This is a genomic window from Plantactinospora sp. A48 (assembly GCF_055793945.1).
Map to the genome: position 1 here is coordinate 88,368 of NZ_JBTIXF010000008.1, position 24,347 is coordinate 112,714.

Here is a 24,347-nt window from a genome sequence, read left to right on the forward strand (position 1 = left end):
CGCGTGCCGCCGGCTCAACCGGCGGGCGGGTACGGATCGTCCCGGTACGTCGACTCGTCCGCGATCTTCCCGTCCTCCTTGTGCACGATCACCTGGCTGGGTTCGTGCTGGCGGGCCGTGTCACGCCCGTCCTGGACGGCGTCCTTTTTGGTGTCGTGGGTGCCGACGGTCCGCTGACCCCGCTCAACCTTCCACTGATCATTGTCGCTATCTGGGACGACGTGATATTGCTCGCGTGCCATGGTTGCCTCCTCGGATCGGTCGAGTCACCGGCTATGTGGCATATCGACGTACCCCAGGCCGGTTTGGGGGAAACGAGCGGCGGCGTACGGTCGGCTTCCTTCCTCGGTGCGTAATCCCGATCGGTTAGGGTGCGAAACATGCCGAGCGAAGTGGTCCGGGTCGTCTACCGCAAGTACGACGGCAGCGCGCACCGCGACTATCCCGCCCGCCGGCTCGCCGAGGACGATCTCGGGACCTGGCTCGGCGTCACGGTCGGCACCGCCTCGGTCTACCACGGACGACCATCGGTGGAGCAGATCCCGTTCGTGCTCCTGGTCCCGCACCACGCCTGGTGGACCGGCATGTTCAACCCGCCGCCACGGACCAGCGAGGTCTACTGCGACATCACCAGCCCGGCCCGGTGGGACGGTGACACCGTGCACCTGTTCGACCTCGATCTGGACGTGGTGCGCCGCCGCGCCACCGGCGTGGTGGAGTTGCGGGACGAGGACGAGTTCGCCGAGAACCGCGTCCGGTACGGCTATCCCGACGACCTCGTCGAGCACGCGCACGCCGCGGTGGACTGGCTGCTCGGGGCACTCGGCGACGGCACCGAGCCGTTCGCCTCGACGTACCGGAAGTGGCTGGCCCTGGTGGTCTGACCCGGCGGCCGGAGCGGGTCGCCGGAAGGCCCGCAGGTGTGCCCAGGTCCCACCCGGATCGGCGGTCGGAACCTGCGGCCGGGGCGCGGACCGGGACCGACCGGCGCGGTCAGAGCGAGGGTGGCCAGGTTGAGTCCGGGCCGAGCGCCGGCACCCGGGTCAGCTTCTCCGGGTTGAGCTGGTTGAAGATGCCGGTGATCCGCCCCTGGTCGACGGCGAACGACATCACCAGCCGCCACGGACGTCCGTCCCCGAAGTCGGCGTCGACCTGTAGCCCGAGCGTCCCGTTGACCAGCACCAACCCGGCTCGCGGATCCCGCAGGTCCACGTGGCTGTGCCGGAACAGCCCGCTCAGGAACCGGGCCACCCGCAGCGCGCCGCTGACCGGGCGCGCGACGGCCGGGAAGTGACCGCCGCCGTCGCCGATCAGGACCACGTCCGGTGCGAGGACCTGGAGCAACCCGTCGAGGTCACCGGATTCGACGGCACCGAGGAACGCCGCCACCACCCGGCGATGCTCGCTCGGATTGGCGGTCTGTCGCGGCGAGTTGGCGTCCGCCACCGCCCGGCGGGCCCGGGAGGCGAGTTGCCGGGCCGCCTCGGATGTCGTACCCAACGTGGCGGCGACCTCGGCGAACGGCACCGCGAAGACGTCGTGCAGCACCAGGGCGATCCGCTGCTCGGGAGAGAGCTGTTCGAGGAGCACGAGCAGGGCGAGCCCGACCTGCTCGGTGACCACCGCCCGGTCGGCCGGGTCGGGCCCGAAGCCGGCGCCGGTGGCTGGTTCGGGTGCCCCGGCCAGCCGGCTGACCACCGGTTCGGGCAGCCACTGACCCGGGTACGTCTCCCGCCGGGTCCGCGCCGAGCGGAGCACGTCGAGGCAGATCCGGCCGACCGTCCGGGTCAACCAGCCGCGCAGATCACGGATCTCGGCGCGGGCCGGCGGGCTGCCGAGGGCCTTCGCGCAGCGCAGCCAGGTCTCCTGGACGGCGTCCTCGGCCTCGGCGTGGCTGCCCAGCATCCGGTAGGCCACCGCGGTCAGGTGGCCGCGTTCCGCCTCGAACTCGGTCGCGAGGTCGCGTGCCCCATCGGTCGCCCGCCCCGCCGCATCTCCCGGCACGCCCCGCACCCCCTGTAAGGAAGGGCCCCCTGTTATCGCCTTCTGTATAGCAAGGGTCCCCGCTTAACGCCGGAGGGCGGAAGCCTGGGGTGGCCGATCCCACCCGGCCGGGCGATGATCGTCGAATGGACCACCCGGCGAACCACCTCCGCGAGCTGTTGCGCGTACCGCTGACCGAAGGCGCGCCCGTCGACCTGGCGGCGATCGATCCCCGGTCGACGCCCGGGATGCCGGTGGAGCTGGCCGGCCGGGAGGCCAAGGCGTGGGCCCGGGAGCGGACGGCCGACCTGACCGCCCAGCTGGCGGTCCAGCAGGAGATGTTGTACGCGGGCGCCCAGGTGGACCCGTCCGCCGACCGGCGGGTGCTGCTGGTGCTCCAGGCGATGGACTGCGGCGGCAAGGACGGGACGATCCGGCGGGTGGCCGGGGCGATGAATCCGCTGGGACTGCACATCCGTTCGTTCGGGCCGCCGACCGAGGAGGAGCTGCGGCACGACTTTCTGTGGCGGATCCGGCGTGCGCTGCCCCGACCGGGGTACGTGGGGGTCTTCAACCGTTCCCACTACGAGGACGTGTTGATCGCCCGGGTGGAGTCGCTGGTGCCCGAGTCGGTGTGGCGGAGCCGGTACGACGAGATCAACTCGTTCGAGCGGGACCTTACCGAGGGTGGTTTGACGCTGATCAAGGTGTTTCTGCACATCTCGCCCGAGGAGCAGCGGGAGCGGTTGCTCAAGCGGCTGGACAATCCGGCCAAGCACTGGAAGTACAACCCGGCGGACCTCGACGCGCGGTCCCGGTGGGATGAGTACCAGGCGGCCTACGCCGAGGCGATCACTCGCTGTGACAGTCCGGCGACCCCGTGGTACGTCGTACCGGCGGATCGGAAGTGGTACCGCGACTGGGCCGTCGCGAACCTGCTCGTGGAGACGTTCGGTGGGCTCGGCTTGAGCTATCCCCCGGCGGACTTCGACGTGGCGCGGGAACGAAGCCGACTCGGCGTGGCGGGGGAGCGAAGCCGGGTCGGTGTGGCGGGGGAGCGAAGCCGGGTCGGTGCGGCCGGGGAGGGAAGTCGGGTCGGCGCGGAGGAGGGCTGAGTTGGCCCCGACGCCGCGCCGCGGAGCGTTGGGCAAGGTGAACATTGGATGAACTAGCGGTTAATGGCCCCTGACCAGGGGTAGGCCGCGCGGAGCCGTGGTTTTGCGTTACCTAGCATTCCCCCCGGCGGGCCGCGTCGTGCCGCCCACTGACCATGCTGATCGAGACGACGAGGGTCCCTGCCGTGAAGTTTTCCTTCCGCCCGACCGAGGGCGCGTTCTACGAGCTTTTCACCAGGGCGGCGCAGAATCTGGTCCGGGGCACCGAGCTGCTCCAGGAACTGGGCCTGCCGGGTGTCGAGGTGCAGTCGGTGAGCGAGCGGCTGACCGAGGTCGAGCACGACAGCGACCAGATCACCCACGAGCTGTACAAGAAGATCAACTCCACCTTCATCACCCCGTTCGACCGGGAGGACATCTACTCCCTCGGCTCGCTGCTGGACGACGTGATGGACCACCTGGAGGCCGCCGGCAACCTGGTCTACCTGTACGGGCTGACCAAGCTGCCCGCGCTGCCCCGAGAACTGCACGAGCTGGTCAACGTGCTCGACCAGCAGGCGAAGCTGACCGCCCAGGCGATGCCCCGGCTGCGGGCGATGAAGGACCTGGAGCAGTACTGGATCGAGTGCAACCGGCTCGAGAACGAGGGCGACCAGGCGTACCGGATGTTGCTGGTTCGGTTGTTCAGCGGCGAGTACGACGCGCTCACCGTGCTCAAGATGAAGGAGGTCGCCGACGAGCTGGAGGCGGCCTGCGACGCCTTCGAGCACGTGGCGAACACCGTCGAGACAATCGCGGTCAAGGAGTCCTGATCGCGTGGACACCAATCTCATCGCCGTACTCGCGGTGATCGCCGCCGCGATGCTGTTCGACTTCACAAACGGCTTCCACGACGCGGCCAACGCGATCGCCACCAGCATCTCCACCCGGGCCCTGACCCCCCGGGTCGCGTTGGCCATGGCGGCGGTCGGCAACTTCGCCGGCGCCCACCTTGGCGCCGGGGTCGCCAAGACCGTCGGAGACGGCCTGGTCGGCCTGCCCACCGGGCTGGCCAGCCTCGGCGTGGTGTTCGCCGGGGTGCTCGGCGCCATCGCCTGGAACCTGATCACCTGGTACTTCGGCCTGCCGTCGTCGTCCTCGCACGCCCTGTTCGGCGGCCTGGTCGGCGCCACGCTGCTGGCCAGCGGCGGACACGTCAAGTGGGGCAACATCCTCGACAAGGTGATCATCCCGATGGTGCTGTCGCCGGTCGTCGGACTGGTGCTCGGCTTCCTCCTGATGCTGGCCCTGCTGTGGCTGTTCCGGCGCGGCCAGCCGGGCAAGCTCAACCGCGGCTTCCGGTACGCGCAGACCGCGTCGGCCGCCGCCATGTCCGTCGGCCACGGCATGCAGGACGCCGCCAAGACCATGGGCATCATCGTGCTGGCGCTCTACACCGGTGGGTACCAGTCGGACAAGACGCACATTCCGCAGTGGGTCTTCTGGACCTCGGCCACCATGCTGGCCCTGGGCACCTACTCGGGCGGGTGGCGGATCATCCGTACCCTCGGTCGGAAGATCATCGACCTCGGGCCACCGGAGGGCTTCGCCGCCGAGACGGTGGCCAGCGCGGTGCTCTACTTCAACGCGCTGGTGCTGAAGGCACCGATCTCCACCACGCACACGATCACCTCGGCGATCATGGGCGTGGGCGCCACCAAGCGGCTCTCGGCCGTGCGCTGGAACGTGGCCGGCAACATCGTCATCGCCTGGGTGATCACCTTCCCCGCCGCCGCGGCCATCGCCTGCCTGGCATACCTGGTGGTCCGGCCGATCTTCTGACGGCCGATCCCCTGACGGCCGTCCTGCTGACCGGCCGATCTGCTGACCGGCCGGTCTGCTGATAAGAAGGGCCCCTTCCTATACAAAAAGCGATAACAAGGGGCCCTTCCTTTCAGGCGTAGTGGACGCCGATCCGGTCCCGGATGTCGTCCAGCAGGCCCATCACCTCCAGGGTGACCGAGTGCGGCACCATCGGGCTCTCCAGCAGCCCGGCCGCCAGGCAGCGCTGCACCTCCGCCGCCTCGTACTGGTAGCCGCCCCCGGTCAACCCCGCCGGAACGACCTCCGGCTCGGCGCCCGCGCGGTGCAGGACGAGCCGGTCCGGCCGGAAGAACGGGCTGGGCAGTTCGATCCGGCCGGTGGTACCGGTGATCGTGGCGGCCACCGGGGTGGCCCCGGTGATACCGCAGGTCAGCGCGGCCACCGCGCCGGATTCGTAGCCGAACAGCACGCCGGTGTTCTCGTCCACCCCTTCGTCCGACAACCGCGCCCAGGCCCGGACCTGGTCGGGGAGACCGAGCAGCAGGTGGGCCAGGCTGATCGGGTAGATGCCCAGGTCCAGCAGCGCGCCGCCGCCGAGTGCGCGGGCGCGCATCCGGTGCTCGGGTGGGAACGGCCCGCCGACCCCGAAGTCGGCCTGCACGGTGGTGATCGGCCCGATCGCGCCGTCGGCGATCAGATCCACCATCCGCAGTACGCCCGGACTGCACCGCATCCACATCGCCTCCATCAGGAAGACGCCGCGGTCCCGGGCCGTCCGTACCAGATGTTCGCTGCTGACCGCGTCGAGCGTGAACGGCTTTTCGCACAGCACCGCCCGGCCGGCCGTCAGGCAGGTCATCGTGGCGTCGTAGTGGGCGGAGTGCGGAGTGGCCACGTACACCACGTCGACGTCGTCGTCGGCGGCCAACTCCGCCCACGAGCCGTAGGCGCGCGGGATGCCGTACCGGTCGGCGAACCGGCGCGCGGCCTCCGGGGTGCGCGAGCCGACGGCGACGATTTCCGCGTCGGGCAGTAGCCGCAGGTCGGCGACGAAGGAGGCGGCGATGCCACCGGTGGCCAGGATGCCCCATCGAGTCATGCCGGAACGCTACGGTGTGCGCCCCGGAACCTCCACCGCCGCCCCACCTGAGGTGCCCCGACCGGGCGCCGAGCCAGGCCGTGGGTCCGGGCGTCGCGATGTCCCGGACCAGGTCCGCGTCGGGTTGGCAAGATCGCGGCGGGGGCGGTGAGCAGGCTAACCTCGCGGGATGACGATCGACGGGCTGGGTTCCGTCGGGTTGGGCCCGGACGGCTGGTCCCTCCCGGCAACGGACGCGATGGTCGAGCACGCCCGCCGATTCGCCGCCGAGGACCGGCCGCCGGCGACCCCGCGGGTGGCGGCCACCGTGCTGCTGCTGCGGCCCGCGACCGGTGGCTTCCAGGTGTACGTCATCCGCCGGCTCGCCGCGATGACCTTCGGCGGGGTGTACGCCTTCCCGGGCGGCGGCGTGGACCCCTCCGACTCACGGGTTCACCTGGACTGGTCCGGTCCGACCCCCGCCGAGTGGGGACAGCGCCTCGGCCTGGCCACCGAGCCGGCGCAGTCGGTCGTCTGCGCGGCGGCCCGGGAGGTGTTCGAGGAGGCGGGCGTGCTGCTCGCCGGCCCGGGTCCGGCCGACGTGGTGGGCGATGTCAGCGGCCCGGAGTGGGAGGCCGACCGTGCCGCGCTGGTGGCCCGCCGGACCGGCTTCGCGGACCTGCTCCGGGAGCGGGGCCTGACGCTGCGCTCCGATCTGCTGCTGCCGTGGTCGCGGTGGATCACCCCCGAGTTCGAGCCGCGCCGCTTCGACACGTACTTCTTCCTGGCCCTGCTGCCGGACGGGCAGCGGACCCGGGACGTCAGCGGGGAGGCCGACCACACGATGTGGATCCGGCCGGCGGACGCCCTGGCGCAGGCCGGGAACGGTGAGTTGACGATGCTGCCACCGACCCTGGTCACCCTCGCCGAGGTTGCCGACCACCCGGACCTGGCCACCCTCGCCGGGGCCGCGGCCGAACGAGACCCGGCCAGCCCCATCACCCCCCGCCTCGGCACCGCTCCCGACGGCAGCCCGCGGTTCCGGCTCGGCTAGGAGGTTAGGAAGGGGCCCTTCCTATACAAGAAGCGATAACAAGGTGCCCTTCCTTTCAGGAGGTGGCCCGGTGGTAGCGGGCGGCGAGGGCGCGGATCGCCTCGACCAGTTCGGGTGGGTCGTCGACGGTGAAGTCGGCGTCGAGCAGGCCGATCCAGACGGCGAGCGTCTCCAGCCGGTCGGCCCCGGTGTGCAGGACGCAGGTGTGCGGGTCGAGGGGTTCCACCGTGCCCACGGCCGGGTTGATACGTTCCGTCACCACCTCGGCCGGGGCGTTCACGGTGATGCGGGCCCGGTACCGCCACGCGGCGGCCGACACCCCGCGCCGGACCCGGTCGGTGACGTCCTCGGGCAGTTCACGCGGCCTGAACCGGGGACCGGTGGGCACCACCGGGTCGATCCGGTCCACCCGGAAGGTCCGCCAGTCGTCCCGATCGAGGTCGAAGGCCACCAGATACCACCGGCGACCCCAGTTGACCAGCCGGTACGGTTCGACGCCGCGCCGGCTGACCGCGCCGTCGTGGTCCCGGTAGTCGAACCGCAACCGTTCGTGGTCCCGGCAGGCGGCCGCCAGGGCGCTCAGGGTGGCGGCCGCCACCCGAGGTCCCGGGTCGTCCCGGGGGACCGGCACGGTGTACGTCTGCAGCGCGTTGACCCGGCGGCGCAGCCGCTCCGGCAGCACCCGTTCCAGCTTGGCCAGCGCGCGTAGCGACGTCTCCTCGACACCGGCGATGCTGCCGCCCGCCGCGGTCCGCAGGCCGACCGCCACGGCCACCGCCTCCTCGTCGTCCAGCAGCAGGGGTGGCAGTGCCGCCCCGGCGCCGAGCCGGTAGCCGCCGACCGCGCCCCGGGTGCCGTGTACCGGGTAGCCGAGCCCGCGCAGCCGGTCGATGTCGTTGCGGACCGTACGCGGGGTCACCCCGAGCCGGTCCGCCAGTTCGGTCCCGGTCCACTCGCGCCGGGTCTGCAGCAGGGACAGCAGGCGCAGCAGTCGCGCCGAGGTCTCCAACATTCCCCGGATTCTGCCCGCTTATTAGGAACGAGATGTTCCTAATAAGTCTCTACCGTCGTAGGCATGACTGACACCAGCGCGCTCACGCCGTTCCGCGTCGCCGTTCCGCAGGCCGACCTCGACGACCTTCAGCAGCGGTTGGGGCGTACCCGATGGGCGCAGGAACTGCCCGCGGACCCGGCGGCGGCTCCCGCCGGCCCGATCCCGCCCGGCTGGGAGTACGGCGTCCCCGTTGGCTACCTCCAGCGCCTGGTCGAGCGCTGGCGGACCGGCTACGACTGGCGGGCCTGGGAGGCGCGGCTGAACGCGTACCCGCAGTTCACCACCGAGATCGACGGTCAGACCGTGCACTTCCTGCACGTCCGTTCGCCCGAGCCGGACGCGACACCGCTGATCCTGACGCACGGCTGGCCGACGACCGTGGTGGAGTGGCTGGACGTGATCGGGCCGCTCACCGACCCCCGGGCACACGGCGGCGATCCGGCGGACGCCTTCGACCTGGTCATCCCGTCGATCCCCGGCTTCGGCTTCTCCGGGCCCACCACCGAACGCGGCTGGAACCGCTTCCGGGTGGCTCGGGCCTGGGCCGAACTGATGCGCCGGCTCGGCTACCGGCGGTACGGCGCGGCCGGCAACGACGCCGGTTCGTTCATCTCGCCCGAGGTGGGCCGGGTCGACCCCGAGCACTGCGTGGGGGTCCACGTCACGCAGGTCTTCTCGTTCGCCTCGGGCGACCCGGACGAGCTGGCCGGTCTTTCCGCCGAGGACCGGGAGCGGGTGCGGTTCGGCGACTGGTTCCGGCAGGCCCGCGGCGGTTACGACAAGCTCCAGTCCACCGAGCCGCAGAGCGTCGGGCACGCGCTGGCGGACTCCCCGGTCGGCCAGCTCGGCTGGAGCGCCCAGCTGCTCGGCGAGTTCCTCGACCCGGACTACGTGCTGACCAACGCGATGATCTACTGGCTGACCAACACCGGTGCCTCCTCGGCGCGGTACTACTACGAGGACGCCGTGGCGGTCTCACCGACCCAGAAGGCCAACGGCCGGGGCGCCGAGCCGACCGGGCCGACCACCGTGCCACTGGGTCTGGCCAACTTCGCCTGGGACTACCAGTCGGTCCGTCCGTTCGCCGAACGGGACCACGCCAACATCGTGTCCTGGAACGTGTACGACCGGGGCAGCCACTTCGCCGCACACGACGCCCCGGACCTGCTCGTCGCCGACCTGCGCCAGTTCTACCGAGCGCTGTAAAGGAAGGGCACCCTGTTATCGCTTTTCGTATAGCAGGGGCCCCCTGTTAACAGCCCCGGCACCGGGCCGGGCACCCGGCGCCGGCAGGAGCACCGAGCAACCTGAACGGCGCCGGGTGCCGGCTAATCAGGTCGACAACGGCGTCGGTCCGCGCCAGGCTCTCGGGATGCCCGAGCAGCCATACTGGCCGGCTGGTTATGCCGGACGACCCGCCGACGCCGCTGACGTACCCGCCATCCACCGGCTGGTCGCGGCGTGCGAACTCGACAGGTACGGCCGGGTGGAGACCGACGCCGACACGATCGCCGCCGATCTGGCCCGGCCCGGGCTGGACCCGGCCGCCGACACGGTGCTCGGGTACGACAGCTCCGGCGAACTGGTCGCCCGCGCCTGGGTCAACCGGCGCTCCGAGGCGGACGTACACCCGGAGCATCGTGGTCGAGGGCTCGGCACCGCGCTGCTGGACTGGATCGAACGGCGGGCCCGCGAGACGGGTACGCCCCAGCTCGCGCAGATCGTCCCGGACGGGGACCTCGCGGCCACCGCGCTGCTGCGGTCCCACGGGTTCGAGCCCACGGTCACCGCGTGGTTGCTGGCGATCGGCCTGACGGCGGAGCCCGAATTGCCCGAGCCGCCCGCCGGGATCACGGTCCGGATGTTCCGGCCCGGCGACGCGCGCGCCGTTCACCGGCTCATCGAGGACGCCTTCGACGAGTGGCAGCAGCGCCGGAAGTCGTACGAGGAATGGGCCATGACGACGGTCGGGCGGGCGACCTTCGCGCCGCGGATGTCGCCGCTCGCGTTCGCCGGCGACGAACTGGTCGGCGCGGTGCTCTCGGTGGACGACCCGCAGCTTGGCGAGGGGTACGTGGAGCGGGTCGCGGTGCGCCGGGACCAGCGCAACGCGGGCATCGCCCGGCTGCTCCTGCGGCACGCCTTCCGCGCGTTCCACCGCGCCGGGCAGCCCAGTTGCGCGCTGTGGACGCACTCGAACACCGGCGCGCTGGGGCTCTACCAGCGGGTCGGCATGACGGTGCGGCGCAGCTCGACCGTCCACAAGAAGCAACTCACCGCCGGCTGACCGACGTCAAGCGCCCGGCCCCGCCGCTGAGACCGTAAGAGGGGGCCCTTCCTATACGAAAAGCGATAACAAGGTGCCCTTCCTTTCAGGGGGTCAGCCGAAGCGGCCGGTGATGTAGTCCTCGGTCTTGCGCTGGCTCGGGTTGCTGAAGATCTTCTGGGTGTTGTCGTACTCGATGAGCCGGCCCGGCTCACCCGTGCGGTCGATCGAGAAGAAGGCCGTCCGGTCGGAGACGCGGGCCGCCTGCTGCATGTTGTGCGTGACGATGATGATCGTGAACTCGTCCTTGAGCTTGAACATCAGGTCCTCGATCGCCAGCGTGGAGATCGGGTCGAGCGCCGAGCAGGGTTCGTCCATGAGCACGACCTGGGGTTCGACCGCGATGGTCCGGGCGATGCACAGCCGCTGCTGCTGACCGCCGGACAGGCCGGCACCGGGCTTGGCCAGCCGGTCCTTCACCTCGTCCCAGAGGTTCGCCGAACGCAGCGCCCGCTCGGCCGCCTCGGTCAGCACGGACTTCTTGCGTACGCCGTTGAGCTTGAGCCCCGCGACCACGTTGTCGAAGATCGACATGGTGGGGAACGGGTTGGGCCGCTGGAAGACCATCCCGATCGTCCGGCGGACCGCCGTGACGTCGACGTCCCGGTCGTAGATGTCCTGATCGTCGATGGTCAGCCGGCCCTCGACCCGCGCACCGGGCAGCACCTCGTGCATCCGGTTGATCGAACGCAGGAACGTCGACTTGCCGCAGCCGGACGGACCGATCAGCGCCGTGACGCTCTTCGGTTCGACGGTGAGGTTGATGTTCTCGATCGCCTTGAACGACCCGTAGTAGGCGGTGACGTTGGAGGCTTCGACTCGCTTGGCCATGGTGGACCTCTCTCGGGTGATCATCGGCTCAGCCGGTTGCGGCGGGCGAGCAACTTCGCCGCGATCGTCAGGATCAGGACCAGGCCGACCAGGGTGAGCGCGGCCGTCCAGGCGCGGGCCGGCGAGTACTTCGACGCCTCGCCCGCCTGCTGGTAGACGAACAGCGCCAGCGACGACTGGTTGTTCTCGAACGGGTTGAAGTTGATCGCCGCCGTACCGCCGGCGACCAGCAGGACCGGCGCGGTCTCGCCGGCAGCGCGGGCGATGGCCAGCATCACGCCGGTGACGATGCCGGGCAGCGCGGTGGGCAGGACGATCCGCAGGATCGTCTTCCACTTGGGTACGCCCAGGGCGTACGCACCCTCGCGCAGCGGCGCGGGCACCAGCCGGAGCATCTCCTCGCAGGAGCGGACCACCAGCGGCAGCATGAGGACGCTCAGCGCGAGCGCGGCCGCGAAGCCCGAGTAGCCCGGTTGGCCGCTGGCGGTCAGGTGCGGCGACACGATCAGCACCCAGAAGGCCAGTACGAAGAGGCCGGCGACGATCGACGGGATGCCGGTCATCACGTCCACGAAGAACCGGATGGCGAACGCGAACCGGCCGCGGCCGTACTCGACGAGGTAGATGGCGCAGAGGATGCCGAGCGGCACGGTGATCAGGGTGGCGATGCCGACCTGCTCAAGCGTCCCGACGATGGCGTGGTACGCGCCGCCGTTCGGGTCGCGTGGCCCGATGTTGTTCATCGAGGTCTGGAAGAAGTTGCCGTCGAACCGGTCGAGACCCTTGTTCAGCAGGGTCCAGGTCACCGAGATCAGCGGCAGCGCCGCCAGCACGAACGCGCTGTGGATGAGCGTCGTCCAGATCCGGTTGCGGGCCTTCCGGCGATCCTCGACCACCCGGCTGGCGGTGTACGTACCGACCAGGTGCAGCACCAGGCCGAGGACGAGGACCAGGACGGCGCCACCGATGCCGGTGCCGTAGACGATGACGGCGGCCACGGCCAGCGCCGCGACCGCGATGCCGAGCACGGCCACCACCGGCAGGCGGCGGCCGCGCAGGTCGGTGGACTGGCCCGGCGCGGGCAGGGGAGGGGACATCGTGGTCATGCGGCGGTCTCCGTGAACTCGCGGCGGCGGTAGATGATCGCCCGTGCGGTCATGTTGACCACCAGCGTGATGGCGAACAGCACCAGGCCGGACGCGATCAGCGCGCCCCGGCCGACGTCACCGGCCTCGCCGAACTTGACGGCGATGTTGGCCGCGATCGAGTTGCCGCCGTTCTCGATGAGGTTGAACGAGATGTTGTACGCGAAGCTGAGGGTCAGGGCGAGGGCGATGGTCTCGCCCAGCGCGCGGCCCAGGCCGAGCATGATCGAGCCGATCACGCCGGGCCGGCCGTACGGCAGGACCGCGGTGCGGATCATCTCCCACCGGGTGGCGCCGAGGGCCAGCGCGGCTTCCTCGTTGGCCGTCGGGGTCTGCCGGAACACCTCGCGGGACAGTGAGGTGACGATCGGCAGCACCATGATGGCCAGCACCAGCGAACCGAGCAGCACCGAACGGCCGAACGGGCCGTCGCCGCCGAAGATCGGGAGCCAGCCGAAGTACTTGTTGAGCCAGGTCGAGAGGTCGGTGACGGGCTGGACGAAGTAGTCCCGGCCCCAGAGCCCGTAGACCACGCTCGGTACGGCGGCCAGCAGGTCGATCAGGAAGCCGAGCGCGTTGCCCAGCCGGCGTGGCGCGTAGTGGCTGAGGAACAGGGCGATGCCGAGCGCGATCGGCACCGCGACGAGCAGGGCGAGCAGCGAGGAGAGCACGGTGCCGAAGGCCAGTGCCCCGATGCCGAACTTCGGCTGGTCGGCGTTGGGGTCCCAGCCCGGGTAGCTGAAGAAGTTCTCGGTGTCGGCCCGCAGCGCCGGGATGGCCTTGCTGACCAGGAAGATCGCGATGGCCGCGATGGTGATCAGCACCACGGCGCCGGCCGACATGCTGAGCAGGCGGAACGTTGTCTCCATGCCGAACCTTCGCCGGCGGGGCAGCGCGCCACCGCCACCGCCGAAGGCAGCCGGGCCGTTCCCGGTCGAGGGGGAATCGGCCGTACGCGCCGAACCGGCGGGCCGGTCGTGACCGATGGTCACGGCAGGCCCGCCGGTGGCGGCGTCGGCCGAGCGGGGGATGTCACCCATCTGCTCGCTCGCTCCGTAACGAAGGGTTGGACAACGGGGTGGGGGTGGTTCAGGCCAGCTTGCTGACGACGTCGGCCACCTTGGTGCGGACCGATTCCGGCAGCGGGGCGTAGCCCAGGTCGCTGAGTGCCTGCTGGCCCTCGGTGCTGGCGGTGTAGGTCAGCAGGCCCTTGATGGCCTTGCCCTTGTCCGCCGGCAGACCCTTGGTGCAGACGATCTCGTAGGTCACCAGGACCAGCGGGTAGGCGCCGGCCTCCTTGGTGCTGTAGTCGATCGACAGCGCGAGGTCGTCGCCCTGACCGCTGACCTTGGCGCCCGCGACGGCCTTGCCGGCGTTCTCCGCGGTCAGCTCGGCGAACTCGCCGGCACCGTTCTGCAGCTTGGCCATCTTCAGCCCGGCGTTCTCGGCGTACGACAGCTCGGTGTAGGTGATCGAGTTCTGGGTGCTCTTCACGAAGTTGGTGACGCCGTCCGACTTGGCCTGGCCGGTGCCGCCCGGCGCCTTCCAGATCTTGGCGTTGCCGAAGGTCCAGTCCGACGGGGCGGTCTTGGACAGGAACTTGGTGAAGTTGTCGGTGGTGCCCGACTCGTCGCTGCGGTGGACCGTCTGGATGGTCGCCGACGGGAGCTTGGCGTCCGCGTTGTCGGCCTTGATCGCCGGGTCGTCCCACTTGGTGACCTTGCCGGCGAAGATCTGGGCGATGGTGGCCGGCTTGAGCTGCAGGCTGTCCACGCCCGGCACGTTGTAGGTGACCGCGATCGGGCCGGTCACCATGGGCAGGTCGACGGCCTCGCCACCGGCGCAGCGGGCGTCGGCCTTCGGCTTCTCCTCCGGCTTGAGCGCGGAGTCCGAGCCGGCGAAGTCGGCGGTGCCGGCGGTGAACGCCTGGACACCGGCGCCGGAGCCGGAGGGCTCGTAGTTGATCGTCAGACCCGAGCACTTCTGCTGGTACGACTTGATCCACTCCGCCATCGCGTTCTTCTGGGCGGAGGAGCCCTGGGCGTTGATCGTGCCGGTCGCGCAGTCCGCCGCAGCGGAACCGGAGGCCGCGGGCGAACCGCTTCCTCCGTTATTGTCCGAGCCGCAGGCGCTGAGCGCGAGAACCGCGGTCATAGCGAGGCAGGCAAGGGCGCCGTGCCGCTGGAGCTTCACCTGAGGGGTTTCCCTTCACATGGTCGATTCCCCCGGGAGGGGTCCCGGGCACTGGTCGCTGACCAGCTACGACGCAAGTTAGGAGGGCCAGGTGGACGGTTTGCCGGACGCGGGTGAACGCGAGATGAACAGGTCCGGCCGAATAGGTCACAGACGGCTGAGGGTAAGTTGTCCGTTACGTGAACTCGTACGCCCCTATGGAGGTATATCCGGATTTATTGGGGGAGGGCGCGCCGGTAGGTGACGTGCGCCGTCCACCGCCCGAATCCGAGCCGGGCATAGAGCGCCATGGCTGCCGTGTTCGACTCGTCGACGAAGAGCATGGCCCGGCGCAGGCCACGGGAGCGCAGGTGCCACAGGCCGGCCAGGGACAGCGCCCGACCCAGCCCCGTGCCGTGGGTGTCCGGGTCGACACCCAGCACGTACACCTCGCCGATCGGCTCGCCCCGGTCGGTGGCCGGTGGATGCACCTTGGTCCAGTGGAAGCCCAGCAGCCGGCCGTCCGACTCCGCGACGGCGAGCAGGAAGCCGTCCGGATCGAACCAGGGCTCGGCCATCCGGGCGCGCAGGTCCGCCATCGTCCAGCGGCCCTGCTCGGGATGGTCGGCGAAGGCTCGGGCGTTGACGGCCAGCCACGCCGGCTCGTCGGCGTCGGGCACGAAGGGGCGCAGCACCACCCCGGGCGGGAGGGCCGGCTCAGCCAGCGCGCCGGCCAGCGGCCGGCGCAGTTGCCACAGCACCCGGTTGCGCCGGAAACCGAGATCGAGGGCGAGGGCCGCGGCCGACGGGTGATCGCCGTGCGCCCAGAGGTCCAGGTTGGTCCCGCCGTCCGGGCCGGCGGCGTGCCCGGCCACCGACCCCGCCGCCGCGCCGAGCACGGCGTCGACCAGGGCCCGGCCCAGGCCCCGGTGCCGGCTGTCCGGATGTACGACGAGTTCCGCGACCACGCTGTCCCGCCCGGGCTCGGCGTCGAGGTGGGCGTAACCCACCAGATCACCGCTCGGTGACCGCGCGATGAGATGGCTGGCGCCGGCCTTGTCGCCGTTGCTGAGCCACAGCAGGACCTGTTCGGAGAGCGGCGCCGCGCCGTCGCTGGTCCCGGCGGCCTCGGCCAGGGCGAGCACGGCGCGGACGTCCGCGGGCTCGGGTCGGGCGGTGCGGGAAACCCGGATGTCGTCCGACGAGGCTGCCCTGGTCATCTCTCCACCGTATCGCCTGCGCAGCGGGTCACCGGTCGCGTGGACATCCGCGTGACCGTGACCTCGGAGCCGGTTCGCGCCGGCCGGTCGGCCTCACGGCCCCGGCGGTCGGGCCGGCTCGGCCGGCCAGGCGGGCCCTGCGCTCACCGGTTGCCCCGCCTGGCTCGCCGGCTCCGTCCACTCGGCGGGGGCGGGCGCCGGCCCGGTGGTGGCGGGGGGCGACCCGGTGACCGTCGTGGTCCCGGTGGTCGGCGGGGGTGGCCCGGTGGTCGCGGCGGCGGCGTAGACCGCGGTCTGGTACGAGGTCGGCAGCGCGGCCAGCTCGAACCGGTCCGACAGGTTCGGCAGGATGGTCGCCAGCGCGTCCACGGTCTGCTCCCGGTTGCCGCCACCGTCGTGCATCAGGACCACCGAGCCCGATTCGGTCCCGTCCAGCACCACTCGGATGACGGTGTCGGAGCCGGGCCGCGACCAGTCCCGGGGATCGACGGCCCACCCCAGCGAGGTCATCCCGAGTTCCCGGGCCACCTGGACCTCGGTGGGCGTCCAGTTGCCGCCCGGCTGGCGGAAGTACTTCACCCGAGCGCCGGGGGCGGCGGCGGTGAGCACCGCGTTGGTCCGGGACAGGTCCGCCCGGATCACGGCGGCCGTGCGGCGGCCCAGCGTCAGGTCGTGGGTCCAGGAGTGGTTGCACAGCGTGTGGCCGTCGGCCACCACCGCCCGGACCAGCGCCGGGTACGCCTGGGCGTTCCGGCCGATCATGCAGAACGTCGCCTTGATGTGGTACGTCCGAAGTATCGCCAGCACCTGCGGGGTCCAGGTGGGATCGGGGCCGTCGTCGAAGGTGAGTGCCACCCGGCTGGTTCCGGTGGTCCACCGGCTACCGGCCGCGCCGCTCGGCTGGGCGGGCAGCGGTGGCCGGTTGTCGACGCGGATCTCCGGGGCGTCGGTGGCGGGCGGGACGGCCGTCCGAGGCGGGCGGGCGTCCCGCTGCCCGGACCCCGCTGGTCGGCTCGGGTCGACCGGGTGGCTTCGGCTCGCGCTGACCGGGTGACCGGCGTCGCTCGGTCGGCTGGCGCCGATCGAGCGGCCGATCGCGTACACCGTGCCGAGCGCACCGACGACGACCAGGGCGACCAGGGTGCAGAGTCGTACCGCCGCAGCTGACCTCATCCTCGCGCCCCCGTGTCGCCGGGACCGGCGGACGCACGCCAGTCGCCTGGCTGCCCCCGCCCGGTCCGTACTGCCGGTTCGGGGTCAGCCTATGGCGCACTAAACGGAGGAACGTAGGATTTCCCTCTTTTGCCGGCAAGAGCCACAAAAGAGGGAAATCCGGCAAATCCGGCCCTCGGATGTGGTGGTGGTTGGCGCGCGGTCAGACCGACGCGGGCGCCTGCTCCACCTCCACCTCGGTCAGCGATCGGACGGACTGGAGGACGAACTTGTACCCGACCTGCCGCACGGTGCCGATCATCGACTCGTACTCGGAGCCGAGCTTCGCCCGCAGTCGCCGGACGTGCACGTCCACGGTCCGGGTGCCGCCGAAGTAGTCGTAGCCCCAGACCTCACGCAGCAACTGGTCGCGGGTGAAGACCCGGCCCGGGTGCTGAGCGAGGAAGCGCAGCAGCTCGAACTCCTTGTACGTCAGGTCCAGTGGCCGGCCCTTGAGCCGGGCGGCGTAGGTGTCCGGGTCGATGGTCAGCTCACCGGCCCGTACCAGTCCGCTGGTGGCGGTGGCCGAGGCGGTCATCCGGCCGATCGCGAGCCGCAGCCGGGCCTCCACCTCGGCGGGTCCCGCTCCGGCGAGGATGACGTCATCGACCCCCCAGTCGGCGTTGACCGCGATGAGGCCGGCCTCGGTGACCACCGCGACCAGCGGCACGCCCAGGCCGGTGGCCTGGAGCATCCGGCAGGTGGCGCGGGCGTCGCTGAGGTCGGACCGGGCGTCCACGAGCACGGCGTCCGGGCTGGGCCCGGACACCAGGGTGCGGACGTCCCGGGGTGCGGTACGCACCGCGTGGGGTAGCAGGTCGAGCGCGGGCAACACGGCGGATGGATCGCCGGGCAGCGCGGTCACCAGCAGGAGAATCTGCACAGTCACCTCCGTCCGGGCGGGCCGGTGGGCCTCGCCGAGACTGTCGCATCGGGCCGTGTCCGGCGGATGCGACCCGTCGGTCCCGGCTGCATTGACGGGCAGGTGATGCGAGCCTAGCGGATCGATCGCGCCCTGCCTCCGCGCAATGTGCCCAGAATGCGCTGGTTGGTTGCTACATCGTCACGATAATTTTCCTGGCTGAAACCGTGGCCGGCGTGTTGCGCCGCTGGTCTGGCACGATCGGGGCGTGTTCCCCTCCACGCCATCCGAGACCGGTCGCGGCCGGCAACCGGAGCCCGACGGTGACCGGTCGCAGCGCGTCGGCCCCCAACCCGACCGGGACCCCCGGGGTCGCCCCGCCGGACCGGGGCCGAATCCGCCGTACGGCGACCCGCGCCGGCGCCCACCCGGACCCGGCACCCCGGGTCAACCGGGCGCCCCGGGTCGCTCCGGCACCCCGGGCCAGCCGAGCGCCCCGGACCGGTCCGGTGGTTCGGGCCAGGCTGGGGTGCCCCGCCCCGCACCCGGCCAGACCGGTGCGCCCGGCGGGGCGGGTGGACCCAGCCAGGCCGGTGGGCCCGGTCAGGCCGGTGGACCGGGCCGGGGGCCGGTGACCGGTGGCCCGGGCCGGGACGAGCCCTGGGCGACGGTGCCGGGGCAGCCGGGACGTGGCGAGTCCGCCGGGCACCGCAGCGGTCCCGGACGTCCCGGTCGGGACGACGCGGCGGCCGGCTCCACGGGCCGGGAGGACGACGCCGGACAGTCCGGTGACGGCGCCGACGAGCCGGTCGTGGTGCCGGTACGCCGGTCCCTCGCGCTGTCGGTCGCCGGCTTCGCCGCGCTGCTGGGCGTGGGCCTGGTGCTCGGGGTGCACACCGCCGGGCCCGGTCACCGGCTGCCCTTCGCGATCGTCGTCTTCGGCGTACAGGTGCTCTATGTGCTGGCCTGGACGATGGCCATGCGCCCGCCCGCGCTCCCGCTGGTCGCGGGCGTCGGCGTGCTGGTCGCGGCCGGCGCGGACGCGGCGGCGGTGCTGCCGACGCTGGCCGTGCTGGCGCCGCTCGGCTACGTCGCGGCGGGCGGGCTGGCGATCGCGGTGCTCGGCCAGCTGGTACGACCCGCCGACCGGACCCGGGTCACCGAGTCGCTCGGCGCCACCCTGCTGATCGTGATCGGGGTGGTGGCGTTCGGGACGCTCATCGTGCTCAGCCGCAAGCCGGGCGGCACCCAGGCGATCTTCGTCTGCCTCGGCTCGGCGGCGGTGGCCCTGGTGGTGGCGCGGCTCGCCGACGCGGTGCTGCCCCGGCCCCGGCTGGCGCCCCAGGTCCCGCGCGGGGCGACCGGGGTGGTGCTCGGAGCGATGGTCGGCACCCTCGCGGCGGCCGTGACCGGCATCTACCTTGTCGGCTTCCATCCCACCGGTTCGGCTGTGATCGGTCTGGTGGCCGCCGGTGCCGCCGTGCTGGCCGACCTCGCGGTCGGGTACGCCGAGGCGGGTCGACAGATGGCCGGGGACGCGCCGACGATGTGGCTCGCCCGGCACATGCAGGGACCGCTCGGCGGCTTCGCGTTGGCGGTGCCGATCGCGTATGCGGTAACCATGTTCTTCCTCTGATTCAATCGAGCCACGTTCGGGTAACAGGCACCCGACCGGGACGAGGACGGGAGTCGGCGTGGCGGACAGCTATGCGTACGAGGAGCGACCACGGCCACGGCGACGGGGACGCCGGTTCCTGATCGGGCTGCTGGTCCTGCTCGTCGTGGTGGTCGGCCTGCTCGTGGTGGCCGACCGGGTGGCCGCCGGTTTCGCCGAGCGGGCCATCGCCGAGCGGGTCCGCACCGAGGTCGCCAAGCAGGACGCCACCGCACAGGTGAAGTCGGTGTCGGTGGGCGGCTTCCCGTTCCTGACCCAGGTGCTGGCCGGGCGGTACGAATCCATCTCGATGGAACTGAACGACGTGAACGGCAGGGGGGTCAGCCTGCCCCGGGTCGACATCGACGCCCGGAACGTCAACGCCCCGCTCGACACGCTGCGCTCGGGCTCCGGCGACGTGACGGCCGGGACCGTCCACGGCACCGGCACCATCTCGTACGAGAGCGTCGCCAAGCTCATCAACCGCCCCGGCCTCAAGCTGGCCGAGCAGAACGGCAAGTTGGCCGTCACGGCTCCGGTCGACGTGCTCGGTCAGAAGTTCACCGTGCGCGGCGCGGCGGAACTCACCGTCGACAAGGGCCAGGTCTCCGTACGCTTCACCGACCTCACCGCCGACGAGCTGCCGAACATCCCGCTGGCCCAGGCGGCCCTGCGCAACTACGCCAACCAGATCTCCATCAAGATCCCGCTGCCCAAGCTGCCGTTCCAGCTATCCGTATCCGAGGTCAAGGCCCAGACCGACGGGCTGGCCGTCACGGCCGACGCCGAGAACGTCCCGCTCCGCTCCGTCTCCGGCTGACCCCCGCCGTTCCCACCGCTCCGCGCGCCGTACCTTCCCGCGCGCCCGCACCCTCTCGCGCGCCCGCACCTTCCCGTGCGCCCGCACCCTCCCGCCCGGACCCGGGCATGATCGAGGTGCTGGTGGCGGGGGTCACCATCTCCCGGATGGTGGTTGAGGGTAGGGCGGAGCATGGTCTCGCTGGTAGGCTCCGGTTTCATGGGGACCTTCCTCACCAAGCGGCGCGCGGTCGACCTGTGCCGCGTGGCCACCTGCCTGTGTCGCCCCGTCAGCTGACGGCGCGACCGATTCCGGCCGCCTGACGCGGCCATCGGCACGTGGGGTCCCGTTCCCCATCCCCGTACCGCATCCCGGCACCGGCGCCGTCGCACGAACCCGTGATCTATCCGTCCTGGGTCCCGCGCACGCCGGCACCGGTCGGAACACCGGCCCGGCACGCGCTGACTCACCACCACCATCCTGACCCCCAAGGAGTGATCTGATGAGTCGCGACACCGCGCTCGTCTCGGCCGACTGGGCCGAGAAGAACATCGGCGCGCCGGGCGTCGTCTTCGTCGAGGTCGACGAGGACACCTCGGCCTACGACGGTGGGCACATCCCCGGCGCCATCAAGCTGGACTGGAGGACCGACCTGCAGGACCCGGTACGCCGGGACTTCGTCAACAAGGCGCAGTTCGAGGCGCTGCTGTCCGAGCGGGGCGTCGGCAACGACGACGCGGTCATCCTGTACGGCGGCAACAACAACTGGTTCGCGGCCTACGCGTACTGGTACTTCAAGCTCTACGGCCACCGCGACGTCAAGCTGCTGGACGGCGGACGCAAGAAGTGGGAGCTGGACGCCCGCGCCCTGGTCACCGACCCGGTGTCCCGGCCGGCCACCCGGTACGTCGCGCAGGAGCCGGACACCACCATCCGGGCCTTCCGGGACGAGGTCGTGGCGGCCATCGGCACCAAGAACCTCGTCGACGTCCGGTCCCCCGACGAGTACGCGGGCCGGCTGCTCGCCCCCGCCCACCTGCCGCAGGAGCAGGCGCAGCGGGCCGGGCACGTACCCACCGCGATCAGCGTGCCCTGGTCGAAGGCCGCCAACGAGGACGGCACCTTCAAGTCCGACGACGAGCTGCGCAAGATCTACGCGGACGCCGGCCTGGACGACGGACGGGAGACCATCGCCTACTGCCGGATCGGCGAGCGCTCCTCGCACACCTGGTTCGTGCTCCAGGAGCTGCTCGGGCACCGCAACGTGAAGAACTACGACGGCTCCTGGACCGAGTACGGCTCGCTGGTCGGCGTGCCGGTGGCGCTCGGCGACGAGCCCGGGGAGGTGTGACCGTGGCGACACTACCGACCGCGGCCGGCTGCGCAGCGCCCGATCAGGCCGCGCCACTGCCGGCCAGCCTGGATCTGGAAAAGGAAACCGTGATCACCGGCATCGTCCGGGCCGAGTCGGGCGAGGCCGTGGCCGGTGCGTACGTCCGGCTGCTCGACGCCACCGGTGAGTTCACCGCCGAGGTGGTGACCTCACCGGCGGGACAGTTCCGGTTCTTCGCCGCGCCCGGCAGCTGGACCCTGCGGGCGCTGTCCCGGTACGGCAACGGCGACACGGCGGTGAACGCCGCCCGTGGCGTCAACGAGGTTGGCGTCACCGTCGGCGGCTGACCCGTCGTCCGACCCGGTCCGCCGTCGCCTCGCCCGAGGTGACGGCGGGCCAACCGGACGTACCGGTTGATCCGGTGGCGGAATCGTCCGGTCCGGTGGCGGGGTCGTCCGGGTTGGCGGCCGGCAGCACCAACCGGAACGCGGCACCGGCACCCGGACCGGTCCGCAGCTCCACCCGACCGCCGTGGGCGACCGCCAGCGACTGCGCGATGGCCAGTCCCAGCCCGGCACCGCTGTCGTCGGACCGGCTCCGGGACCTGTCCACCCGGTAGAAGCGCTCGAAAACCCGCTCGGCCGCCTCGGCGGTCAGTCCCGGGCCACGGTCGACGACCTCCAGGATCGCGACCTCGCCCAGCGTGCCGACCGCGATCCGCACCGGCGTACCCGCCGGGGTGTGCCGGACCGCGTTGCCGATCAGGTTGCTGACCACCTGGCGCAGCCGGGCCTCGTCACCGAGGACCGGCGCGCTGCCCGGGTTCCCCGTACCGTCCGGGCCGGTGAGCCGGACCGTGCGGGTGGGATCGAGCGCGGTCAGGTCGTGCCGGGCGTCCGCCGCGAGCGAGCGGAGATCCATCGGGGTCGGGTGCAGCCGCGCGTCCTCGTCCAGTCGGGTCAGCAGCAGCAGGTCCTCAGCCAGCCTGGCCAGCCGGCCGGACTCGTGCTCGATCCGTTCCATGGTCCGGTCCACGTCCGCCCGGGTCGGCAGGCCACCCATCCGGTACAGCTCGGTGAAGCCACGGATGCCGAACAGCGGGGTCCGCAGCTCGTGGCTGACATCCGCCACGAACCGGCGCAGCCGCGCCTCGGAGTCGGCGCGGGCCGAGAAGGCCCGTTCGAGCTGGGTGAGCATGCCGTTCAGCGCGGTGGACAGCCGACCGACCTCGGTCCGGGGGCCGGTGTCAACCGGGATGCGGTGCGTCAGGTCGCCGGCGGCGATCGCCGCGGCGGTCCGCTCGATCCGCCGCAACGGCCGCAGTCCGGCCCGGATCGCGAACCACCCGACGAGGGTCAGCAGGACCACCAGCCCGCCCCCGCTGAGTACGAAGGTCCGGACCAGCCCGTGGATGGTCCGGTCGACCTGGTCCAGTGAGTTGGCCACCACCACCGCTCCGCCGTCGGCGGACTCCTCCGAACCGCTCCGAGGCAGCACCACCGCCCGCCACCGCCCCGAACCGTCCCGGGCCGGCACCTCGAACACGCCGCCGGCCCGGGCGAGCACGGCGGCCGAGTCCAGGTGCGGCAGCGCCGGCTCCGAACCCGCCGGCCGGCCGGGCGTGCTCAGAGCGAGCTGGACCGACCCGTTCGGATCGAGGTACGCGGCGTAACCGGTGTTGACCAGGTCGATGTTCCGGGTGAGGTCGGTGCCCGCGTCGCCGGGCGGGTTGGCCCGGAAGATCCCGGGCGGCAGCCGGGACAGCAGCGTGGCCACCGGTCGGAGCTGGCTGTCCACCCGGTCCACCAGGTGCCCGCGCAGGCTGGACAGCATCACCGCCCCGCTGAGCGTCAAACCGGTCACCAGCAGGGCCGCACAGGTGGACAGTAGTCGGGCGCGCAGCGACAGCCGCGCGACGACCCGGGGCCGGGCCGCCGTCACCGGGGCCGCCGCAGCACGTACCCGACCCCGTGGACGGTGTGGATGAGCCGTGGCTCGGCCCAGTCCACCTTGCGGCGCAGGTAGCTGATGTACGTGTCCACGATGCTCGCGTCACCGCCGAAGTCGTACCGCCAGACGTGCTCGAGGATGTCGGCCTTGGACACCACCCGGTCGGTGTGCCGGAGCAGATAGTGCAGCAGCTTGAACTCCGTGGGCGACAGCCGGACCGGCCGGCCGGCCCGGAGCACCTGGTGGCCGTCGGGGTCCAACTCCAGGTCACCGACGACGAGCGCGGCCCCCGAACCGTTGGTACGGCGCAGGATGGCCCGGATCCGCAGGATCAACTCCTCCAGGTCGAACGGCTTGGTCACGTAGTCGTCGCCGCCCACCGACAGCCCGGTGATCTTGTCCTCGGGGGCGTCCCGCGCGGTCAGGAACAGGATCGGTACCGGGCCGGCCGTTCGTGGTGCGTCGCGGAGCTGGCGGGCGACCTCGAAGCCGTCGGCGTCCGGCAGCATCACGTCGAGCAGCACGAGATCGGGGGGCTCCCGTCCGGCCGCCGAGACGGCCTCCGCCCCGGTTCCGGCGGAGACCACCCGGAACCCGACGAAGCGCAACGTGGCCGACAGCAGTTCACGGACGGTCGGCTCGTCGTCGACGACCAGGAGCCGCTGCATCCGCACCACCTCCCCCGGCCCATACCGTACTTGCCCAGGACGTCCCCGAAGCCAGCTCAGCGGCGCTGCTGACGGACCGGAGACTGAC

The 24,347-nt window shown here is 71.6% G+C and carries 25 protein-coding genes; 12 read left to right on the top strand and 13 right to left on the bottom strand.

From position 1 onward, the window contains the following. Positions 1-14 precede the first annotated feature (14 nt). Positions 15-242 carry a DUF2188 domain-containing protein gene (locus tag ACXN5W_RS06765; protein ID WP_473157283.1) on the bottom strand — a complete coding sequence of 76 codons (228 nt, stop codon included), beginning with the start codon at positions 240-242 and terminating at the stop codon, positions 15-17. Positions 243-380: 138 nt separating this feature from the next. Here ACXN5W_RS06765 and ACXN5W_RS06770 point away from each other — a divergent pair, with 138 nt between their 5' ends. Beyond that, positions 381-884 (top strand): DUF402 domain-containing protein, encoded by a 504-nt coding sequence (locus ACXN5W_RS06770; protein WP_473157284.1) that lies wholly within the window; start codon positions 381-383, stop codon positions 882-884. A 109-nt stretch (positions 885-993) separates the two neighbouring features. Here ACXN5W_RS06770 and sigJ read toward each other — a convergent pair whose 3' ends face one another. After that, positions 994-2,004: an RNA polymerase sigma factor SigJ gene (gene sigJ, locus ACXN5W_RS06775; RefSeq protein WP_473157285.1), complete on the bottom strand. Its 1,011-nt coding sequence runs from the start codon at positions 2,002-2,004 to the stop codon at positions 994-996. Positions 2,005-2,129: 125 nt separating this feature from the next. On the opposite strand from sigJ, the gene ACXN5W_RS06780 reads away from it, so the two are divergent. The 3 genes from ACXN5W_RS06780 to ACXN5W_RS06790 all read left to right on the top strand — a co-directional run bounded on the left by ACXN5W_RS06780 (position 2,130) and on the right by ACXN5W_RS06790 (position 4,919). After that, positions 2,130-3,098 (top strand): PPK2 family polyphosphate kinase, encoded by a 969-nt coding sequence (locus ACXN5W_RS06780; protein ID WP_473157286.1) that lies wholly within the window; start codon positions 2,130-2,132, stop codon positions 3,096-3,098. A gap of 185 nt (positions 3,099-3,283) precedes the next feature. Next, entirely contained in the window at positions 3,284-3,910 is a 627-nt protein-coding gene (locus tag ACXN5W_RS06785; RefSeq protein ID WP_473157287.1) for a DUF47 domain-containing protein, read from the top strand. Positions 3,911-3,914: 4 nt separating this feature from the next. Beyond that, entirely contained in the window at positions 3,915-4,919 is a 1,005-nt protein-coding gene (locus ACXN5W_RS06790; RefSeq protein ID WP_473157288.1) for an anion permease, read from the top strand. A 112-nt stretch (positions 4,920-5,031) separates the two neighbouring features. Here ACXN5W_RS06790 and ACXN5W_RS06795 read toward each other — a convergent pair whose 3' ends face one another. Then, positions 5,032-6,000, bottom strand: a complete 969-nt coding sequence (locus ACXN5W_RS06795) for a Gfo/Idh/MocA family protein (protein ID WP_473157289.1) — start codon at positions 5,998-6,000, stop codon at positions 5,032-5,034. Positions 6,001-6,169: 169 nt separating this feature from the next. Here ACXN5W_RS06795 and ACXN5W_RS06800 point away from each other — a divergent pair, with 169 nt between their 5' ends. Then, on the top strand, positions 6,170-7,033 hold the full coding sequence (locus ACXN5W_RS06800; protein WP_473157290.1) for an NUDIX hydrolase: 864 nt from the start codon (positions 6,170-6,172) through the stop codon (positions 7,031-7,033). A 55-nt stretch (positions 7,034-7,088) separates the two neighbouring features. Here the strand turns inward: ACXN5W_RS06800 and ACXN5W_RS06805 are convergent, their stop codons facing one another. After that, positions 7,089-8,045 (bottom strand): helix-turn-helix transcriptional regulator, encoded by a 957-nt coding sequence (locus ACXN5W_RS06805; protein WP_473157291.1) that lies wholly within the window; start codon positions 8,043-8,045, stop codon positions 7,089-7,091. A gap of 63 nt (positions 8,046-8,108) precedes the next feature. Here ACXN5W_RS06805 and ACXN5W_RS06810 point away from each other — a divergent pair, with 63 nt between their 5' ends. Beyond that, on the top strand, positions 8,109-9,293 hold the full coding sequence (locus tag ACXN5W_RS06810) for an epoxide hydrolase family protein (RefSeq protein ID WP_473157292.1): 1,185 nt from the start codon (positions 8,109-8,111) through the stop codon (positions 9,291-9,293). Between the two features lie 166 nt (positions 9,294-9,459). Continuing rightward, positions 9,460-10,374 carry a GNAT family N-acetyltransferase gene (locus ACXN5W_RS06815; RefSeq protein ID WP_473157293.1) on the top strand — a complete coding sequence of 305 codons (915 nt, stop codon included), beginning with the start codon at positions 9,460-9,462 and terminating at the stop codon, positions 10,372-10,374. 93 nt (positions 10,375-10,467) lie between these two features. Here ACXN5W_RS06815 and pstB read toward each other — a convergent pair whose 3' ends face one another. From pstB to ACXN5W_RS06850, 7 genes are all read right to left on the bottom strand, one after another. Next, positions 10,468-11,244 carry a phosphate ABC transporter ATP-binding protein PstB gene (gene pstB / locus ACXN5W_RS06820; protein ID WP_473157294.1) on the bottom strand — a complete coding sequence of 259 codons (777 nt, stop codon included), beginning with the start codon at positions 11,242-11,244 and terminating at the stop codon, positions 10,468-10,470. 20 nt (positions 11,245-11,264) lie between these two features. Further along, positions 11,265-12,350, bottom strand: coding sequence for a phosphate ABC transporter permease PstA (pstA, locus tag ACXN5W_RS06825; protein WP_473157295.1), 1,086 nt, complete (start codon positions 12,348-12,350; stop codon positions 11,265-11,267). Further along, a complete protein-coding gene (pstC, locus tag ACXN5W_RS06830) occupies positions 12,347-13,429 on the bottom strand; it encodes a phosphate ABC transporter permease subunit PstC (protein WP_473157296.1) in 1,083 nt (360 codons plus the stop codon). Before pstC ends, pstA begins: the two co-directional genes overlap by 4 nt. 49 nt (positions 13,430-13,478) lie before the next feature. Beyond that, positions 13,479-14,582: a phosphate ABC transporter substrate-binding protein PstS gene (gene pstS / locus ACXN5W_RS06835; RefSeq protein ID WP_473157297.1), complete on the bottom strand. Its 1,104-nt coding sequence runs from the start codon at positions 14,580-14,582 to the stop codon at positions 13,479-13,481. A gap of 215 nt (positions 14,583-14,797) precedes the next feature. After that, a complete protein-coding gene (gene mshD, locus ACXN5W_RS06840) occupies positions 14,798-15,781 on the bottom strand; it encodes a mycothiol synthase (protein WP_473157298.1) in 984 nt (327 codons plus the stop codon). A 93-nt stretch (positions 15,782-15,874) separates the two neighbouring features. Further along, entirely contained in the window at positions 15,875-16,954 is a 1,080-nt protein-coding gene (locus ACXN5W_RS06845) for a polysaccharide deacetylase family protein (RefSeq protein ID WP_473157299.1), read from the bottom strand. Between the two features lie 202 nt (positions 16,955-17,156). Next, positions 17,157-17,876: a winged helix-turn-helix transcriptional regulator gene (locus ACXN5W_RS06850; protein WP_473157300.1), complete on the bottom strand. Its 720-nt coding sequence runs from the start codon at positions 17,874-17,876 to the stop codon at positions 17,157-17,159. Between the two features lie 610 nt (positions 17,877-18,486). Between ACXN5W_RS06850 and ACXN5W_RS06855 the strand changes: the two genes are divergently transcribed. The 5 genes from ACXN5W_RS06855 (at position 18,487) to ACXN5W_RS06875 (ending at position 21,988) form a co-directional block, all read left to right on the top strand. Continuing rightward, positions 18,487-19,491: a hypothetical protein gene (locus ACXN5W_RS06855; RefSeq protein WP_473157348.1), complete on the top strand. Its 1,005-nt coding sequence runs from the start codon at positions 18,487-18,489 to the stop codon at positions 19,489-19,491. Positions 19,492-19,549: 58 nt separating this feature from the next. Next, complete coding sequence (locus ACXN5W_RS06860) at positions 19,550-20,329, top strand: LmeA family phospholipid-binding protein (RefSeq protein ID WP_473157301.1); 780 nt, start codon at positions 19,550-19,552, stop codon at positions 20,327-20,329. A gap of 198 nt (positions 20,330-20,527) precedes the next feature. Beyond that, the gene (locus ACXN5W_RS06865; RefSeq protein WP_342745687.1) at positions 20,528-20,605 is read left to right on the top strand and encodes an Ms5788A family Cys-rich leader peptide; all 78 of its coding nucleotides are present in this window, start codon (positions 20,528-20,530) and stop codon (positions 20,603-20,605) included. A 205-nt stretch (positions 20,606-20,810) separates the two neighbouring features. Next, positions 20,811-21,659 carry a sulfurtransferase gene (locus ACXN5W_RS06870; RefSeq protein ID WP_473157302.1) on the top strand — a complete coding sequence of 283 codons (849 nt, stop codon included), beginning with the start codon at positions 20,811-20,813 and terminating at the stop codon, positions 21,657-21,659. A 2-nt stretch (positions 21,660-21,661) separates the two neighbouring features. Then, positions 21,662-21,988, top strand: coding sequence for a DUF1416 domain-containing protein (locus ACXN5W_RS06875; protein ID WP_473157303.1), 327 nt, complete (start codon positions 21,662-21,664; stop codon positions 21,986-21,988). Here the strand turns inward: ACXN5W_RS06875 and ACXN5W_RS06880 are convergent. Both ACXN5W_RS06880 and ACXN5W_RS06885 read right to left on the bottom strand, forming a co-directional pair. Continuing rightward, positions 21,972-23,582, bottom strand: coding sequence for a sensor histidine kinase (locus ACXN5W_RS06880; RefSeq protein WP_473157304.1), 1,611 nt, complete (start codon positions 23,580-23,582; stop codon positions 21,972-21,974). The two genes, ACXN5W_RS06875 and ACXN5W_RS06880, sit on opposite strands and share 17 nt — an antisense overlap. After that, complete coding sequence (locus tag ACXN5W_RS06885) at positions 23,579-24,259, bottom strand: response regulator transcription factor (RefSeq protein WP_473157305.1); 681 nt, start codon at positions 24,257-24,259, stop codon at positions 23,579-23,581. The genes ACXN5W_RS06880 and ACXN5W_RS06885 overlap by 4 nt, the downstream gene beginning before the upstream one ends. Between the last annotated feature and the right edge of the window lie 88 nt (positions 24,260-24,347).